Source organism: Rhizobium moroccans (genome assembly GCF_057559155.1).
Genome location: NZ_JBHFJG010000014.1, coordinates 1 through 16,616, shown reverse-complemented (window position 1 = coordinate 16,616; position 16,616 = coordinate 1). Strand labels below are relative to the sequence as shown.

General features: G+C 62.2%; 19 protein-coding genes. 10 read left to right on the top strand and 9 right to left on the bottom strand.

Annotated elements, in window-relative coordinates; translation table 11 throughout:
• Positions 1 to 7: 7 nt before the first annotated feature.
• From ACE04I_RS10775 to ACE04I_RS10765, 3 genes are all read right to left on the bottom strand, one after another.
• Complete coding sequence (locus tag ACE04I_RS10775; protein WP_046792224.1) at positions 8 to 505, bottom strand: BON domain-containing protein; 498 nt, start codon at positions 503 to 505, stop codon at positions 8 to 10.
• A gap of 101 nt (positions 506 to 606) precedes the next feature.
• The gene (locus ACE04I_RS10770) at positions 607 to 870 is read right to left on the bottom strand and encodes a BON domain-containing protein (protein WP_052760311.1); all 264 of its coding nucleotides are present in this window, start codon (positions 868 to 870) and stop codon (positions 607 to 609) included.
• A 53-nt stretch (positions 871 to 923) separates the two neighbouring features.
• The gene (locus ACE04I_RS10765; protein WP_046792225.1) at positions 924 to 1,415 is read right to left on the bottom strand and encodes a peptide deformylase; all 492 of its coding nucleotides are present in this window, start codon (positions 1,413 to 1,415) and stop codon (positions 924 to 926) included.
• A gap of 219 nt (positions 1,416 to 1,634) precedes the next feature.
• Between ACE04I_RS10765 and mgtE the strand changes: the two genes are divergently transcribed.
• Together mgtE and ACE04I_RS10755 are read left to right on the top strand one after the other, a co-directional pair.
• Complete coding sequence (mgtE, locus tag ACE04I_RS10760) at positions 1,635 to 3,053, top strand: magnesium transporter (RefSeq protein ID WP_046792226.1); 1,419 nt, start codon at positions 1,635 to 1,637, stop codon at positions 3,051 to 3,053.
• A gap of 72 nt (positions 3,054 to 3,125) precedes the next feature.
• Positions 3,126 to 3,512 (top strand): MerR family transcriptional regulator, encoded by a 387-nt coding sequence (locus ACE04I_RS10755; protein WP_046792227.1) that lies wholly within the window; start codon positions 3,126 to 3,128, stop codon positions 3,510 to 3,512.
• 21 nt (positions 3,513 to 3,533) lie between these two features.
• Here ACE04I_RS10755 and ACE04I_RS10750 read toward each other — a convergent pair whose 3' ends face one another.
• Together ACE04I_RS10750 and ACE04I_RS10745 are read right to left on the bottom strand one after the other, a co-directional pair.
• Positions 3,534 to 4,520 carry an acetyltransferase domain-containing protein gene (locus ACE04I_RS10750; RefSeq protein WP_046792228.1) on the bottom strand — a complete coding sequence of 329 codons (987 nt, stop codon included), beginning with the start codon at positions 4,518 to 4,520 and terminating at the stop codon, positions 3,534 to 3,536.
• A gap of 21 nt (positions 4,521 to 4,541) precedes the next feature.
• Positions 4,542 to 5,243, bottom strand: a complete 702-nt coding sequence (locus ACE04I_RS10745; protein ID WP_046792229.1) for a DUF599 domain-containing protein — start codon at positions 5,241 to 5,243, stop codon at positions 4,542 to 4,544.
• Positions 5,244 to 5,812: 569 nt separating this feature from the next.
• Here ACE04I_RS10745 and ACE04I_RS10740 point away from each other — a divergent pair.
• Together ACE04I_RS10740 and ACE04I_RS10735 are read left to right on the top strand one after the other, a co-directional pair.
• The gene (locus ACE04I_RS10740; RefSeq protein ID WP_487207034.1) at positions 5,813 to 7,213 is read left to right on the top strand and encodes an L-serine ammonia-lyase; all 1,401 of its coding nucleotides are present in this window, start codon (positions 5,813 to 5,815) and stop codon (positions 7,211 to 7,213) included.
• 83 nt (positions 7,214 to 7,296) lie between these two features.
• The gene (locus ACE04I_RS10735) at positions 7,297 to 7,734 is read left to right on the top strand and encodes a DUF1489 family protein (RefSeq protein ID WP_046792231.1); all 438 of its coding nucleotides are present in this window, start codon (positions 7,297 to 7,299) and stop codon (positions 7,732 to 7,734) included.
• A gap of 37 nt (positions 7,735 to 7,771) precedes the next feature.
• Here ACE04I_RS10735 and ACE04I_RS10730 read toward each other — a convergent pair whose 3' ends face one another.
• The 4 genes from ACE04I_RS10730 to ACE04I_RS10715 form a co-directional block, all read right to left on the bottom strand.
• Positions 7,772 to 8,044 (bottom strand): hypothetical protein, encoded by a 273-nt coding sequence (locus ACE04I_RS10730; protein ID WP_046792232.1) that lies wholly within the window; start codon positions 8,042 to 8,044, stop codon positions 7,772 to 7,774.
• Positions 8,045 to 8,133: 89 nt separating this feature from the next.
• Positions 8,134 to 9,552, bottom strand: coding sequence for an SPOR domain-containing protein (locus tag ACE04I_RS10725; RefSeq protein WP_487207037.1), 1,419 nt, complete (start codon positions 9,550 to 9,552; stop codon positions 8,134 to 8,136).
• A gap of 148 nt (positions 9,553 to 9,700) precedes the next feature.
• A complete protein-coding gene (locus tag ACE04I_RS10720; protein WP_046792233.1) occupies positions 9,701 to 10,459 on the bottom strand; it encodes a hypothetical protein in 759 nt (252 codons plus the stop codon).
• A gap of 118 nt (positions 10,460 to 10,577) precedes the next feature.
• Positions 10,578 to 10,793, bottom strand: coding sequence for a hypothetical protein (locus tag ACE04I_RS10715; protein WP_052760312.1), 216 nt, complete (start codon positions 10,791 to 10,793; stop codon positions 10,578 to 10,580).
• A 135-nt stretch (positions 10,794 to 10,928) separates the two neighbouring features.
• Here ACE04I_RS10715 and ACE04I_RS10710 point away from each other — a divergent pair, with 135 nt between their 5' ends.
• The 6 genes from ACE04I_RS10710 to ACE04I_RS10685 form a co-directional block, all read left to right on the top strand.
• Positions 10,929 to 11,636: a FadR/GntR family transcriptional regulator gene (locus ACE04I_RS10710; RefSeq protein ID WP_046792235.1), complete on the top strand. Its 708-nt coding sequence runs from the start codon at positions 10,929 to 10,931 to the stop codon at positions 11,634 to 11,636.
• Positions 11,633 to 12,799 carry a PLP-dependent transferase gene (locus ACE04I_RS10705; protein WP_046792236.1) on the top strand — a complete coding sequence of 389 codons (1,167 nt, stop codon included), beginning with the start codon at positions 11,633 to 11,635 and terminating at the stop codon, positions 12,797 to 12,799. Before ACE04I_RS10710 ends, ACE04I_RS10705 begins: the two co-directional genes overlap by 4 nt.
• 33 nt (positions 12,800 to 12,832) lie before the next feature.
• Positions 12,833 to 14,092: an ABC transporter substrate-binding protein gene (locus tag ACE04I_RS10700; RefSeq protein ID WP_046792237.1), complete on the top strand. Its 1,260-nt coding sequence runs from the start codon at positions 12,833 to 12,835 to the stop codon at positions 14,090 to 14,092.
• Between the two features lie 177 nt (positions 14,093 to 14,269).
• Positions 14,270 to 15,202 carry a carbohydrate ABC transporter permease gene (locus ACE04I_RS10695; RefSeq protein WP_046792965.1) on the top strand — a complete coding sequence of 311 codons (933 nt, stop codon included), beginning with the start codon at positions 14,270 to 14,272 and terminating at the stop codon, positions 15,200 to 15,202.
• 4 nt (positions 15,203 to 15,206) lie between these two features.
• Positions 15,207 to 16,037 carry a carbohydrate ABC transporter permease gene (locus ACE04I_RS10690; protein ID WP_046792238.1) on the top strand — a complete coding sequence of 277 codons (831 nt, stop codon included), beginning with the start codon at positions 15,207 to 15,209 and terminating at the stop codon, positions 16,035 to 16,037.
• A gap of 4 nt (positions 16,038 to 16,041) precedes the next feature.
• Positions 16,042 to 16,616 (top strand): ABC transporter ATP-binding protein (locus tag ACE04I_RS10685; RefSeq protein WP_487207033.1); only part of this gene is annotated, 575 nt, incomplete at its 3' end.

The window sequence follows — 16,616 nt, the reverse complement described above, 5'->3', positions numbered from 1 at the left end:
AGCGAGGTCAGTCCTCATCTGGAATATGGCTGTCGATGCCGGCAAGCCGCAGATTGTTGACGACGCGGCGGACACCGGCGATGCCCTGGATGTGCCGGCCGATCCTGCGGGAGGTCTCGGCCTCGTCCACCACGCCTTCGAGGGTTACGACGCCCTTTTCCACATGCACGTCGATGGAGGCCATGTCGATCACGCCGAGATTGTCGATCGCATCACTGACACGCTCCTCGAGGTCGTCGGACTCTTCGAGGCCTTCGGTGCCGGGAAAAATACTATCGGCCTGACGTTCCTCCAGCCCATCGAAATCGGCCTCGTCCACGCGATAGCCGCGGTTGCGCTCCCTGTCGAAATTGGCGGAAGGCTGGCCGTAAGGAGCATTGTCGACCGGGCGCTTGCCGGCGCCGGCGGCATCGTCATAGGGCCATCCCTCGTCGATGTTCCGGTCGTCGTAATCGCGAAAATCCTCTTCGCGGGAGATATCGTCAGCGTTTTTCTTGGCCGGCATAACTGCCTCCTGTCATTTCCAATCCTGGGTCAGACGCAAGCGTCGAACTCGGACCGAACCCGGGGCCGGCGCACTCGCTCGCGCGCCGGCTTTCATCGAGATCAATGGCTTGTCGCGGATGGATCGCCATCCTTCCTGCCTGTCAATTTCAGATGGCTTTCGACGTCATGCACTCCATCCACGGCTTCCGCGCACAACACCGCCTTGCGGGCTGAAAACACGGTATCAACAGAACCTTCGAGTATGACCTTGGTTCCCTCGGCACGCGGGCGGATTTCGGAGGCGTCGACGTCGGGCAGGCTCGCCAGCCGCGCGGCGACGTCGTCCTCGAGCTGGGCCTCGGTCTTGTCTGTGGTCGCAGTCATGATCGTAGCTCCTCCTGGTCGAGACAGGAGAACGAGCGACGGCGCGTTTGGTTCTACCGGCTCTTTTCCCATTTGCGGACGAGCCGGTCGCGCTTGAGCCTGGAAAGCCGCTTCAGCCAGAATATCCCGTCGAGCTGATCGATCTCGTGCTGCATGCAGATGGCGTGAAAGCCTTCAAGCTCTTCCTCATGCCGTACTCCATCCATATCCTGATAGCGGAGGCGGACTTTTCGCGGGCGCTCGATCTCGTCGGTCGCTCCGGGCATGGAGACGCTGCCTTCGACATGCCGCATGGTTTCGCTCGAGACGGCGAGGATTTCCGGGTTGACGTAGAAGAGCGGGCCTTGTTCGCGCGAGAGTTCGAGGACCACGAGCCGGACATGTTCGCCGACATGGGCGGCGGTGATGCCGACGCCGGGAGCTGCCCGCATGGTCTCCAAAAGATCGAAGGCGAGCGTGCGCAGCCGCTCGTCGAAGCTCCGCACCGGTTCACAGCGGACAGAGAGGCCGGGATCGGGATATCTGAGGATGGTCAAAAGGGCCATGAAAGCTTCCGTGGAAGGATGTCGTGCACTCAGATAAGGCCGAAATTTCCATTGCTCAACCTTCTCCGGGAGGCGGGGGTGGACCGGCGGAAGCAATTGGTCTAGCAGGGGAAGTGCTCGGGACGGGCAGAGTTCCCCGGCAAAGCGCTATCCGGTTGTTGACAATGAGCTTTCCGCCGCCATCCTCCTGGCGTCGGGCAAAGCAGGCGAGGGCGGCAGATGAGCAATATCGGCGAAGACGACCGCGTCCGCGTCCATGCCGGGGAGGCCGGCGAGGACATCTATGCCGAGGACGGCTCGATCCGCAGCGATTTCCTCGCCATGGTCGGCGCGGCGATCGCCGATCGCGACGTTCTTTTTCTGCGCCAGCACGTGGCCCGACTGCATGAATCGGAGCTCGGCGATCTGCTGGAGGCGATCCAGCCGGATCAGCGCCTCGCACTCGTCAGACTGCTCGGAGACGACTTCGACCTTACCGCGCTCACCGAGGTGGACGAGGCGATCCGCCTCGAAATCGTCGAGCAGATGCCGAACGCGCAGATCGCGGCCGCGATCGGCGATCTCGATTCGGACGACGCCGTCTATATTCTGGAAGACCTCGATCACGAGGACCGGGAGGAGATCCTAGCGCAACTGCCCTTCACCGAACGGGTGCGGTTGCGCCGGGCGCTCGATTATCCTGAGCAATCCGCCGGCCGGCGCATGCGCTCGGAATTCGTCGCCGTGCCGCCGTTCTGGACTGTCGGCCAGACGATCGACTACACGCGCGAGGACGCGGACCTGCCGGAAAGCTTCACGGAAATCTTCGTGATCGATCCGACCTTCAAGCTGCTCGGAGTGGTCGATCTCGACCGGATTCTCCGTACCAAGCGGCAGGTGCGCATCGAAAGCATCATGCGCGAGACGAACCATCCGATCCCGGCCGAAATGGACCAAGAAGAGGCAGCGCAACTCTTCGAGCAATACGACCTTCTCTCCGCGGCGGTGGTGGACGACAACGGCCGCCTGGTCGGCGTGCTCACCATCGACGACGTGGTGGACGTGATCCAGGAGGAGGCCGAAGAGGACATCATGCGCCTCGGCGGCGTAGGCGACGAGGAGCTTTCCGACACGGTCACCGAAATCTCGCGCTCGCGCGTGCCGTGGCTGCTCATCAATCTGGTGACAGCCTTCATCTCCGCCTCGGTCATCTCGCTTTTCGAAGCGACGATCGAAGAGGTGGTGGCGCTTGCTATCCTGATGCCGATCGTCGCCGGCATGGGCGGCAATGCCGGCTCGCAGACGATGACAGTGACGGTGCGGGCGCTTGCGACCCGCAATCTCGACATCCACAACGCCTGGCGCGTGGCCCGCCGCGAGGCGGGCGTGGGGCTGATCAACGGGGTGGTGATCGGCTGCCTGGTCGGCCTGGTGGCCGGGTTCTGGTTCCAGGATGTGCATATCGGCGGGCTGATCGCGACGGCGATGCTCATCAACATGTTCGCCGCCGCCATGGCCGGGATAATGATCCCGCTGCTTCTCGACCGCGCCGGTGCCGACCCCGCCGTCTCATCGGCGGTCTTCGTGACGGCGATCACCGATACGACGGGTTTCTTCTCGTTCCTCGGGCTGGCGACCTGGTGGTTCCTTTCGACTTAGAGCGGTCGGTAAGCCGCAAATTGACTGTTACGTAAAAGTCAATTAATTTGGCGGTTTAAGCAGGGAACGATCGTGGACAAATATTACAGCATTACGGAACTGACGCGGGAATTTGGGGTATCGACCCGCACGCTGCGCTTCTACGAGGACGAAGGGCTGATCCATCCGGAGCGCCGCGGCCGGACGCGTCTTTTCCGTGCCGCTGATCGCCGGTTGATCCAGGAGATCCTGCGTGGCCGCCGTATCGGCTTCACGATCGCCGAGATCCGCGAGATCATCCAGGTCTACAAGGAGCCGCCGGGCGAAATGGGCCAACTCAAGCTCCTGATGAAGCGCGTCGACGAGAAGCGCGACGAACTTCGCCAGAAGCGCAAGGATATCGAGGATACCCTTGCCGAACTCGACCATGTCGAGGAAGCCTGCCTGACGCGGCTCGCCGAGATCGGCGTCGGCACCTGACCTTCCGCTTATTCCCTTATCTTATCGGGCCTGGGTAGCGCATTCCTGGGCGATGGTCAGTACCCGCTCATCGGTGTTCGGATCGATCGTGCCCGTCTGGACAGGCTGCATGAGCGATTGCTCGATCAGCCGGTCTGCGGTGCAGCCGCAGAAACGCTGGCAGAGGCCGGCGTCGTTCGTCTGGCCGAGGCAGCCCGCCTCGCAGCTTCGCACGTAGCTCTGCCGTGGATCGGGCGCCGCCGCCGGGTGAACCATCGAAAAGAGATAAACGAGGGCGATCAGCACCGGCTGATGCACCAGATAGATGATGAGGCTGTGACGCCCGGCCTTCGAGAGCAGGTTCGATTGCGTCTGGAAGGCCGCAAGACGGGGCAGCCAGTTTCCCGATCGGGCGAAACGCGCCACGGCAATGCCGGCGAGCAGCGCCGCAACCCATGGAAAGAGCGGCACGTAATCGTTCGAGCGCGGCGGTGTTTCGGCAAATCCCAGCCAGCTCAGATATCGCGGATCGAGGGCGGCTGATTTCATCAGGCCCGGCATGTAGTTGTCGGCGACCATGGCCGCGACGATCAGCACCACCGCCGCGGCGGTGACGGCCGGAGGAAGCCTCAGGAAGGCGAGGCCGACCAGGCTGGACACTGCGATATTGTGCAGGATGCCGAAATATATCCATTCGTCCGGCACGACGAAAAGCGTCGCGACGCTGATGGCGAGCGCCGCGCCCGCAACGATCGCAAAGCGCTTCCAGAAGGATTGCCAGCGGATTTGCGGAAAATGCGCCAGCACGAGGCTGACGCCGGCCAGAAAGAGGAAGGAGCTGGCAATCGTCCGCGCATAGAGGCGCCAAAGCCCCTGGGTTGCCGTTCCGGGTTCCAGATAGCCGAAAAATTCCAGGTCCCAGGTGAAATGGTAGGAGGCCATGGCGACCAGCGCCAGGCCACGAAGCGTATCGATCAACCTGATGCGGGGAAGGGTGCCGGGCGTGTTGTGGCTCTCAGCAAGGGTCACGGAAGCTCTTCCTCATCTGGTTCAGGCTTTTTCATCGCGATCGAGAAGCGCCAGCCGGGCATCCGAAAAGAACTGGCGGCGGGTGAGCACGAAGATCACGAAAGCGGTCGTCGCCATGAAAACATAGGGGCCGGCGAACCAGCCGAGATAGCCGATCGACAGGAAGATCGTCCGGAGCCCCGAGTTGAAATGCCCGGCCGCGATGATGTTCATGCGGATCACCTGATCGGCGGCACGCTCGGCGGCGATGCGATCGGCATGGGTTTCATGCGTCATCGGCAATGCGCCGAACAGGATGGTGCAGTAGTTGAACAGCCGATAGGACCAGCCGAACTTGAAGAAGGCGTAGCCGAACATCATGGCGAGGCCGCCAACCTTGAGTTCGAAGGCCGTGCGCCCGCCATAGGGAACGAAGGCAAGCTCGCGGAAGACCGCCTCCACCTGTTCGGTTGCCCCGAGCAGGGCGAAGCAGCCGCCGAGCGCGAAGATGGACGTCGAGGCGAAGAAGGCGGTGCCGTTCTGAAGACCCGCCAGGATCTGAGTGTCGATCATCTTCAGGTCGCGCTTGAGCGAATTGTAGATCCAAGCGCGGCGACGTTCGGTCATGGCGCGATTGAGGCTCGCACGCGGAAGAAAGCGCGCGCCGCCACCGGCCGTGAACCAGGAATAGGCGCTCCAGAGGAGTGCGAAAAAGGCTAGAGCGGTGTAATCTGCAGTCGTCATGACGTGAGTCGTCGTCCTCGGCTGTAGGCCCAAGCTATGCTTCACTTCGCCGAGACCGGCAAGTCCTCAGTGCCGTTAACCACTGGGATGAAATTGCGGCGGTGGAAGACGGTGGCAGGAGGAGGAAAATGCCCGGATTTTCGGGATTGTTATGCGTGGGGTGCGCATCTGATCTGTGTAATCGCCGTGTTTCCGCCGCTTTTCGCAGTTGCGAGACGAGCGGCGCTTTAATATAGGGTTAGCCATTGCGGCCGTTCGACGGCCGCAGCGCTATTCGCAATACGACTGGAGTGATCATGGAAGACACCGCTCAGAAATCCTGCTGGGGCGTTACTTTGAAAGCGCTCGCGGGATTTGCCGGGGTTCTGGCGCTCGCCTACCTTTTCGGCACGATCTGATTTGTGATCCGATTTTCGTTTTCATGAGAACGGCGTGGTATTCGTACCGCGCCGTTCTTATTTTATGGACATGAGTATGTCGCTCTGATGAAACCGGATGTCGGGCGATTGCCACGGTATCCGCGCCATGTGGCGTAGCCTTCATCATCGCTATCCGGGAGCTGTTGCTTCATGTTTCTGTCCGTATTCGACGTTTTCAAGATCGGCATCGGCCCTTCGAGCTCCCATACAATGGGACCGATGTCGGCCGCGAACCGCTTTCTGGCGCTGATCCTTACGGACGACTGGCCGCGGCCGGCCGGTGCGCAGGTGGCCGCGATCAAAGCCAGCCTGCACGGCTCGCTCGCCTATACGGGCATAGGCCACGGAACGGGCAGGGCGGTGATCCTGGGCCTGATGGGCGAGGAACCGCATAGTGTCGATCCCGACCGGATGGACGAGATCATCGCCGAGGTGGAGCGGACCGGACGCGTGACGCCGCCTGGCCATCCGCCTTACGAATTCCAGCCGAAGACCGACCTGATCTTCGACAAGAAGCAGCCGCTTCCGGGGCACGCCAACGGAATGAGCTTTTCGGCCTATGACCGGAACGGCCGGCTCCTGCTCAAGCGCATCTATTATTCCATCGGCGGCGGTTTCGTGGTGACCGATACGGAACTGGAGGCGCTGCGAAATTCCAAGAAGGCTTCGAGCGACGCGCGCGTTCCCTATCCTTTCTCGACCGCCAGTCAGATGCTCGACATGGCCCAGCGTTCGGGCCTGACGATCGCCCAGATGAAGCGGGCCAACGAGGAGACCCGCATGAGTTCGAGCGAACTCGACGCCGGGCTCGACGGCATTTGGGAGGCAATGAACGGCTGCATCGAGCGCGGGCTGAAGGTCGACGGCATCATGCCCGGCGGTTTGAAGGTGAAGCGGCGGGCGAGGGCGATCCACGACAAGCTGAAGGAGGAGTGGCGCAGCAACCGGCTGAACCCGGTTCTCGCCAACGATTGGCTGAGCGTCTATGCCATGGCGGTCAACGAGGAGAATGCCAGCGGCGGACGCGTGGTCACCGCGCCGACCAACGGGGCGGCGGGCGTCATTCCGGCCACGGCCCGCTATTTCCTGCATTTCCATGAGGATGCGACGGCGGAGGATATCCGCAATTTCCTGCTGACGGCAGCGGCCGTCGGCGGCATCATCAAGCACAATGCCTCGATTTCAGGCGCCGAGGTCGGCTGCCAGGGCGAGGTTGGATCGGCGGCCGCCATGGCCGCGGCGGGGCTCGCAGCCGTCATGGGCGGCTCCCCGGAGCAGATCGAGAACGCCGCGGAAATCGCGCTCGAACATCATCTCGGCATGACCTGCGACCCGATCGCCGGGCTCGTGCAGGTGCCCTGCATCGAGCGGAACGCGCTCGGCGCGGTCAAGGCGGTAACGGCCGCCTCGCTCGCCATCAAGGGCGACGGAACGCATTTCGTGCCGCTCGACGCCTGTATCGAGACCATGCGCCAGACCGGCAACGACATGAGCGAGAAGTACAAGGAGACTTCGACCGGCGGGCTTGCCGTCAATGTCGTCGAATGTTGACGCTACCCCTGAAAGGCTCTGGTCGTGTGGAGCATCTCGATGAGAGGCTTGACCTGAAAGCCGGATAGGTTTTGAACCGAGCCATGGCTCTTCATCTGATCAAACTCTGCGTCGGGGCGGACTCGCTCCAGGATCTCCGGGACTGGGTTGCGGAAAAATCGATGCGCGCCATGGCGGCGGGGCTCGAACCGCACAGCATTCATACCACGCGCATGGTGCCGAAACGGATGGAGGAATTGCTTGGCGGCGGTTCGCTCTACTGGGTCATCAAGGGACAGGTGCTGGCGCGGCAGAACCTTCTCGACATTCGCACCTTTACCGGCGGCGACGGCATCCAACGCTGCGAACTGATCCTCGGGCCGGAGGTCATCGAGACCGCGCCCCAGCCCCGAAGGCCGTTCCAGGGCTGGCGTTACCTGAAAGACGAGGAAGCGCCGCGCGATCTCGGAAAATTGGGGGAAGGCGTGGCCGCTCTTCCCGAAGAGCTTCGGCGCGAACTCGCCGAACTCGGACTTCTCTAAAGGGAGGGGCTTCCGCTCTTCCTGGAACTTACCCGGTTCAGCGGAGCTTCAGCCGAACCGGCGACCGGCCGGACCTGAACGAAACATGCAGATGAATTGTCGCGTCCGGCTGTGACTGACGCCAGGCGCGGGCGCCATGGCCGAGAAGAAGGGCCACCAGATCGCGGGTCTTTTCGCGCGGCCGGTTTAGGCCAAGCCCTGCGAGCCGCATCGCGGCTTCGTGGAGCGGGTGAAGGGCAGCGCCCCTCGCGCGGCTCTTCAACTGGATCAGATCGCCATCGAAACTTGCGCTGTTCTCATTCGTACCCATCAGGAAACCTCGTTACACCATACTTCTTCGAGATTTCAGCGCGCCGGCGGGCCGGCGCAGCCATTGTCGAGGCTGGGAGCCAATCGCTATCACTGCAGCGATGCCCAGCAGTTGACGCCCTTCTTCTTCAGGGCATTGCAGGTATTGACCGCCGTCTTCTGGTCATCGAAGCCGCCGAAGCGAGCGCGATAGAGCTGAGAGCCGTTGCTGTTGACGGCGACCGTGAAGGGCTTGGCGGAACGCAGTGCCTTTCCGCCCTTGTCCTGCGCGGACTGCAGAAGATTTTTAGCCGCCTTCTCACTCTCGGAGACGCCGACCTGGATCACCCAGCCGGTGACATCGACTTGCGGAATGCGGCTTCCGGTCGAAGCGGTGATGACTTCATCGACGGAGGATTCGTCACCCTCGGCCGAAGCCTCTTCCGGCATGTATTCCGGGGCGGGAGCCGGGGTCGGAACGGCGGCGGCGCCGGCCATCGCGACGTTGATGGCTTCGTTGATGACCCGTTTCTGGGCAGGTTCCGAAGCATAGGCGGTCGCGGCGGGCTGCTCGCTGTAACGGGTCTGCGGAACGGGGCCGCTGTTCGGCAGGTCGAGCGCAGCCATGCGGCGGGCCGGGGAGACGGGCTCCGGCGCGGCCTGGGCGATCAGAGCGCCGCTGCCGCCGCGGGAAGCCTTGGGCAGGTAGCCGGCGACGAGCTTGCGCATCTGGGCGTCGCGGGCGGCGCTGGAGCGTCCGCCGAGAACGACTGCAACGATCAGCCGGCCGTCGACCTTTACCGAGGTGGCGAGGTTGCTGCCGGCGGCGCGGGTATAGCCGGTCTTGATGCCATCGACGCCTTCAACATTGCCGAGAAGGCGATTGTGGTTACCGATCGTCTGCTTGCCGAACTGGAAGCTGCGCGTGGAGAAATAGCCGTAATACTGCGGGAAGTGCTGGCGAAGCGCCATTCCGAGCCGGGCCTGATCGCGCGCTGTCGTCATCTGTGCCGTATTGGGCAGGCCGTGGGCGTTGCGATAGGTGGTGCGCGTCATGCCGAGCGCGCGAGCCTTGTTGTTCATCAACTGCGCGAAACGGCCCTCGGAACCGCCGAGATATTCGCCGAGCGCGGTAGCGATGTCATTGGCGGAGCGGGTGACGAGCGCCTTGATGGCCTGCTCGACCGTCACGGAGCCTCCGGCGCGAACGCCGAGCTTGGACGGCGGTTCGGCGGCGGCCTTGGCGGAGACGGGAACCTTGGAGTCGAGGCTGATGCGACCGGCTTCCAGTGCCTCGAACGTGAGGTAGAGGGTCATCATCTTGGTGAGCGACGCCGGATAGCGCAGGCCATCGGGATCCTCGCCGTAAAGCACCTTTCCGGTGTTGGCGTCCACGACTATGCCCGCATATTTCGGGGCTGCCTCCGCTGTGCCGGCAAATATCGACAATGCCAGAACCAGCGTAAGAAAATAGCCAATGAACCGGTCCGGAACTCTTGCGCCATCCTTTGGAAAGGAGGCGGTGAACATCTTATTCGACACTGCCGCACTCATCGTTTTGTATAGTTTGCATCGTCCGGACGCTCCCCAGTCGCGGCCGCTTGGGCCAATCTAGGAGAACAGCGTTACCAAGAGGTTTATGATGAATGGCAGGTTTCCGGATTATGCTGAGTTTTAGTTAATTTCGCCCATTCGTCCCGTCTGGCCCGTCAACCAGCCGCGTTTCGACAAAAGCGGTAATCGCGGCATCAATGTGGTCCCAGTCGTTCAAAATCGCGCTGGAGAAGCGATAAAGCACGGTAAGATCGCTTCCGAGATGGATGTCGCGCTGGCAATCGCCGCTGGTCGGTGCCTGTCCTTCGGCGGGGAGCAGGCAGCGGACCACGTAATCGGGCCTGCCCGGACGCGGCGCCGTGAAGATCACTTCGTCGCCGTAGCCGCTATCGGTACGCAGGCGGTGCATCGTCAGCCCGTGGGCGGTCTGTTGCGGTTCTTCCTTGGCGAAAAGCTGCGAGTAAATGGGAACGAGCCGGCCGGACATGTCCGCTGACATGGTGCTCTGCGACAGCTGCAGGAAAATCAGCGAGCCGGGTCGTGTAAGATCATCAAAATGCAGGCGTTTTTCGCCGCTGTAACCCTCCAGTTCGGGCCAGGTGAGGTAGAGGTCGACGCGCTCGGCCGCGCCGCCATGGCGTTGATCGCGGAAGCGGATGGTGTTGGCGGAAAGGCGCAGATCGTCCTGGCCGATGCGGATCAGGAAGGTCTCGGTGCTGTCAGTATGACCGGCAAGCGCCATGCGCTGCCCATACCATCGGCCGGCAAGGCTGATGCCCGCCGTCAGGACCGCGAGCGCGGCGACGATTGCGGTCAGCCGATACAGGAAGCGGTTGGAAATCAGCGGGGCTTCGTCTTCGGCGGCCGAGCCGGAGCCTGCCATGGATGCCTCCAGTTCGAAGGGGCTTCAATGGCGGCAGCTTTGCTTGGTTATGGTTAACGACGGGTAAATGGGCGGCGCCCAGCCATGGGCGCTGACGTGTCAATCCGGGAAGGATGTGTCAAGGGAAGTTGATACTGGGCAGGTACAGTTCGACCTGTTCGCGCGTTCTCTGGTCGAGAGGCTCGATATGCTCGACCCAGAATTTCTCCGCCTCGGGCGGGTCTTCTTCCCATTTGCGGATCGTGATGACGTTGTCGTCGGCCTTCAATTTGCGGCGGCCGCCGAGCCGCAGGTATTCCTCCGCCAGTTTTCGTGTCTCGGTCATTTCGTTCATGGCTCGCCTCCTGCCGCGTCCCGTCATTCCAACGCGAGCGGCGTCACAAAGTTTCAGACTGGCGCAATCGCGGGCATTGACAGAGAACGCCTGCAAAGGAATTATCGCTCAGATGTCAGACCAATTTGAGTGACCATGACCAGGATCGTCATCGCTCCGCTTCCTCCGATGGACCGCGCCCGCCAGGTGGCCGATGCGCTTGCCGAATATGTGGAGGGCGCGGACCTGAAGGCCGGCGACAGGCTGCCGGCGGAGCGCGAATTGATGACGGCGCTGGGTGTCGGGCGTTCCACGATCCGCGAGGTCATGAGGCATTTTCAGGCGCTCGGGGTCATCGAGGCCCGCAAGGGAAGCGGCACTTATCTGTTGAGGCCGATTTCCAGGCGCACGGTGCATATGCCGCTCTCGCTCGAAACCGCGAATCTCCGCGATGCGCTTCTGCTAACTCTGCAGGTGAGGCGAGGGCTCGAATGCGAAGCGAGCATGGTGGCTGCCCGCATGCGCAGCGAGGCGGATCTGACGGTCATCGAGGCGCGGCTCGAGGATATGGAGCGGGCGCATCACGCCCACGGCGCCGCGGGGCCGGAAGACCTCGCATTCCATCTCGCGGTCTATGACGCGACCCACAATCCCCTGTTCCGGCAATTGCTGGAGCAGATGCGGGAAACCTTCGAGCGCTTCTGGAGCCACCCGTTCGAGCGGTTCGATTTCGCCCGACGCTCCTTTCCCTTTCACCGCACGCTTTTCAACGCGATCGTCGCGCAGGACCCGGAAGCCGCGCGGACCGAGACACTGAACATCCTCGAAATCGTCGAGGAAGATATCAAGGAAATGTCCAGATGACTGACGGTTCCGCACCGTTCGACCTCGCTTCGCTCATCGTCGCTCATGACGAGGGCAATGCTTATGATGCCGTCGTTCCGCCAATCGCCCAGACCTCGCTTTTCACCTTCAAGGATTACGACGACATGCTTTCCTCCTACCGGGGAGAGAAGGTGCGGCCGATCTATACGCGCGGCCTCAACCCGACGGTGCGCATGTTCGAGGAAATGCTGGCGAAGCTCGAAGGGGCGGAAGACGCGCTCGGCTTTGCGAGCGGCATGGCGGCGATCTCCTCCGCCGTTCTGAGCTTCGTGGAGCCGGGCGACCGGATCGTGGCGGTCAAGCACGTTTACCCCGATGCGTTCCGGCTGTTCGGCACGATTCTCAAGCGCATGAAGATCGAGGTGACCTATGTCGACGGGCGCGACGAGGAGGCCGTCGCCAAGGCGCTGCCGGGCGCGAAGGTCTTCTACATGGAAAGCCCGACGAGCTGGGTCATGGAAGCGCATGACGTCGGGGCGCTCGCAGGGCTGGCGAGAAAGCATGGCGTGGTGTCGATGATCGACAACAGCTGGGCAAGCCCGTTCTTCCAGCGGCCGATCACGCTCGGCGTCGATCTCGTCATCCATTCCGCCTCGAAATATCTCGGCGGCCACAGCGATGTCGTCGCCGGTGTCGTGGCCGGCTCGAAGGAGATGATCGGCCAGCTGAAATCGGAAGCCTATCCCTATCTCGGCGGCAAGCTTTCGCCCTTCGATGCCTGGCTGCTCATTCGCGGCCTGCGCACGCTGCCGCTGCGCATGAAGGCGCATGAGGCCGCGGGGCTCACCATAGCACGCCGGTTGCAGGAGCTGGATGTGGTGGAACAGGTCTGCCATCCGGGCCTCGCAAACCGGCTGCCGGCGGGGCTCAACGGGACGTCCGGTCTGTTTTCCTTCGTCTTCCGGGAGGGCGTCGATATCCGCCCCTTCGCCGACCACCTCAAGCTTTTCAAGCTCGGCGTGAGCTGGGGCGGCCACGAGAGCCTGATCGTGCCGGGGGAGGTGGTGCTTCAGCAGAAGGCGCAGCCCAATTCCGCGCATGCCTTCGGCATCAGTCCGCGGTCCGTACGCCTCCATGTGGGTCTCGAGGGAACCGAGGTCCTGTGGAGCGATATCGAGGAGGCGATCGCCGCCGCCTCATAGGCATCAGCATCAATAACAACTGGGAGAACGACAATGAAAACACTGATAGCAACGGCATTTCTGACCACTCTCATGGCCGGCAGCGTGCTTGCCGACACGACGCTGAAGCTGGTGGAGGTCATCACCAGCCCGGAGCGGACGGAGACCCTGAAATCGATCGTCGGCAAGTTCGAGACCGAAAATCCCGGCACGAAAGTGGAGATCATCTCGCTTCCCTGGAACGAGGCGTTCCAGAAGTTCGCGACCATGGTTTCCGCCGGCGACACGCCTGACGTAATGGAAATGCCCGATACCTGGCTGTCGCTCTATGCCAATAACGGCATGCTGGAGAGCCTCGAACCCTATCTGGAGAAGTGGGAGCACACGAAGGAACTGACGCCGCGGGCGCTGGAACTCGGCCGCGATGTCAAGGACACCGCCTATATGCTGCCCTATGGCTTCTATCTGCGCGCGATGTTCTACAACAAGAAGCTTCTGGCGGAGGCAGGCGTCGCGGCGCCGCCGAAGACCATGGACGAATTCACGAAGGCATCGGAAGCGATATCGAAGCTGCCCGGCAAATACGGCTACTGCATGCGCGGCGGTCCCGGCGGCCTCAACGGCTGGATGATCTTTGCTGCCTCCATGGCCGGCGACAACAAGTATTTCACCGAGGACGGCACCTCCACGATGAGCAGCGAAGGCTGGGCTAAGGGCATCGAGTGGATGGTGGACCTTTATAGACAAGGCTACGCGCCGAAGGACAGCGTCAACTGGGGATTCAACGAGGTCGTCGCCGGCTTCTATTCTGGCACTTGCGCCTTCCTGGATCAGGACCCGGATGCGCTGATCGCCGTTGCCGAGCGCATGAACAAGGACGATTTCGGCGTCGTGCCGCTGCCCAAGGGACCTGACGGCAAGTCCTTCCCGACCATTGGCTATGCCGGCTGGTCGATGTTCTCGACCAGCGAGAATAAGGATCTCTCCTGGAAGCTGATCGCGACGTTGGAAGGCAAGGAAGGCAATATCGAGTGGAACAAGAAGATCGGCGCTCTGCCGGCCTATACTTCCGCCGAGCAGGACCCGTTCTATGCCGGAGATCAGTTCAAGGGCTGGTTCGAGGAGCTTGCCGATCCGAACACCGTGCCGACGGTAATGCCGACCTATCTCGAGGAGTTCGCCTTCTTCAAGGATTCGCTCGCCATCAAGAGTTCGCAGCAGGCGCTTCTGGGCGATATTACGCCGAAAGAGCTCGCCGACCAATGGGCCGACTACCTGACGAAGGCGCAGCAGAAGTTTTTGGCGAAGAAGTAGCGACGGGGGCTCTTCCAGCTTTTGCCGTCGCGCGTCTGCCCCTCACCCTAACCCTCTCCCTCTCCCCGTAACGACGGGGAGAGGGGACTTGCTACGCTTGACGTCGGCAAGGAGCGGATGAGGGGCGGCGCTTCGATCGGCCGAAAATTCATGCAACATGATGGAAATCGCATCCAGATGCCCCCTGCCGACACGTTCGATATGCGCCGCGACCGCCGGCCCTGGCTGCGCCGCCTCGCCGATGCTTCGGAGCCCTATCTCTACAGCGCGCCTTCGCTGATCCTCATCATCGGGGTCATGCTGGTGCCACTGGTCGTGGGTGTTTCCTACGCCTTCCGCGACATCCAGCTTCTCAACCCGTTTTCCGGCGGCTTCGTGGGGCTTGAGCATTTCCGCGAGCTTTCCAGGGACACGGCCTTCTACGGCGCCCTGAGGAACACGCTTTGGTGGACGGGCGCTTCGGTTTTCCTGCAATTCATCTTCGGGCTGATCCTCGCGCTTCTGCTCGACAAGCCGTTCTGGGGCCGGGGGCTCGTTCAGGCGCTCGTCTTTCTTCCCTGGGCGGTGCCCTCGTTCCTGGCGGGGCTGAACTGGGCCTGGCTCTTCAATCCGGTGATCGGTCCTCTGCCGCACTGGTTCTTCGGCCTCGGGCTGATATCAGAACCGGGCAACCTGCTGTCCGACCCGCAATATGCCATGTGGGGGCCGATCATCGCCAATGTCTGGTGGGGCATTCCCTTCTTCGCGATTACCCTTCTGGCGGCGCTGCAGGCCATTCCCCGCGATCTCTACGAGGCCGCATCGATCGACGGCGCCAACTGGTTCCAGCGCTTCCTTTCGATCACGCTGCCGTTCCTTGCGCCGACGATCGCCATCACCATTCTCTTGCGGACCGTGTGGATATCCAACTTCGCGGACCTGATCGTCGTCATGACCGGCGGCGGGCCGGCAGACCGCACCCAGATCGTCGCGAGCTACATCTTCACCCAGGCGTTCCGGGCGCTCGATTTCGGCTATGCGTCCGCCATCGCGCTGGTGCTGCTCGTGCTGCTGCTCGCCTATTCGATGCTGATCATCCTGCTGCGGCAGACGCTGTTGAACAAGGATTGAGACCATGAAGCGATCCGTCCTCCCGACCATCGCGCATAGGCTGGCGATCCTCTGCTACATCGCCTTCGCGCTCTTCCCGCTCTTCTGGCTTCTCAAGGTTTCGGTGACGCCGAACGATCTGCTCTATTCGGAGGGCGTGCGGCTCTGGCCCACGCGCACCACCTTTGAACATTACGCGTTCGTCCTGCGGCACAGCGCCTTCCCGACCTTCTTCAAGAACAGCCTGATCGTTTCCGCCTCCACGGCGATCGCCGTGACGATCTGCGCCTCGCTTTCGGGATACGCGCTCTCGCGCTTCAGTTTCCGGGCGAAATACTGGATCGTCGCGCTGATGCTGCTGACGCAGATGTTCCCGCTGGTCATGCTGGTCGCGCCGATCTTCAAGATCCTCTCGCCGCTGGGGCTGACCAACAGCCTGACGGGTCTCATCGTCGTCTATACCGCCTTCAACGTGCCCTTCGCGACCTTCCTCATGCAATCCTTCTTCGACGGCATTCCGAAGGATCTGGAAGAGGCGGCGATGATCGACGGAGCGACCAAGTTCACGGCGTTCAGGCAGATCATTCTGCCGCTGACATTGCCAGGGATCGCTGCGACACTCGGTTTCGTGTTCACGGCCGCCTGGAGCGAACTCCTCTTCGCTCTGATGCTCATCAACGGCAACGATGCGGCGACTTTCCCGGTCGGCCTTCTCACTTTCGTCTCGAAGTTCTCCGTCGATTTCGGGCAGATGATGGCGGCCGGCATATTGGCGCTCATTCCGGCGGCGCTCTTTTTCCTTCTCATTCAGCGGTATCTCGTCCAGGGCCTCACGGCCGGTGCGGTCAAGGGGTAGTCACATGGCGTCCATTCAGATCGAGAATCTTGAAAAGTCCTACGGCCACGTCTCCGTGCTGCATGGCATCGACCTCGATATCCGCGACGGCGAGTTCATCGTGCTGGTGGGGCCGTCGGGCTGCGGGAAATCCACCCTGCTGAGGATGATCGCCGGCCTGGAGAATGTCAGCGCCGGAGAGATCCGCATCGCCGGCGGCCGGGTCAACGAGCTGCATCCGAAGGACCGGGATATCGCGATGGTGTTCCAGTCCTACGCGCTCTATCCGCATATGAGCGTCGCCGGCAACATGAGCTACAGCCTGCGTTTGCGGAAGGCGGCGAAGGAGAAGATCGAGCAGGCGGTCGGGGGAGCTGCCGCCAAGCTGGGACTGGAACCGCTTCTGGAGCGTCGGCCGAAGGCGCTATCGGGAGGGCAGCGCCAGCGTGTCGCGATGGGACGCGCGATCGTGCGCCAGCCCAAGGCCTTCCTGTTCGACGAGCCGCTCTCCAATCTCGATGCCCGGCTGCGCGAGCAGATGCGGGCGGAAATCAAGAAAATGCACGCCGATCTGAAGGCGACCTCGATCTACGTGACCCA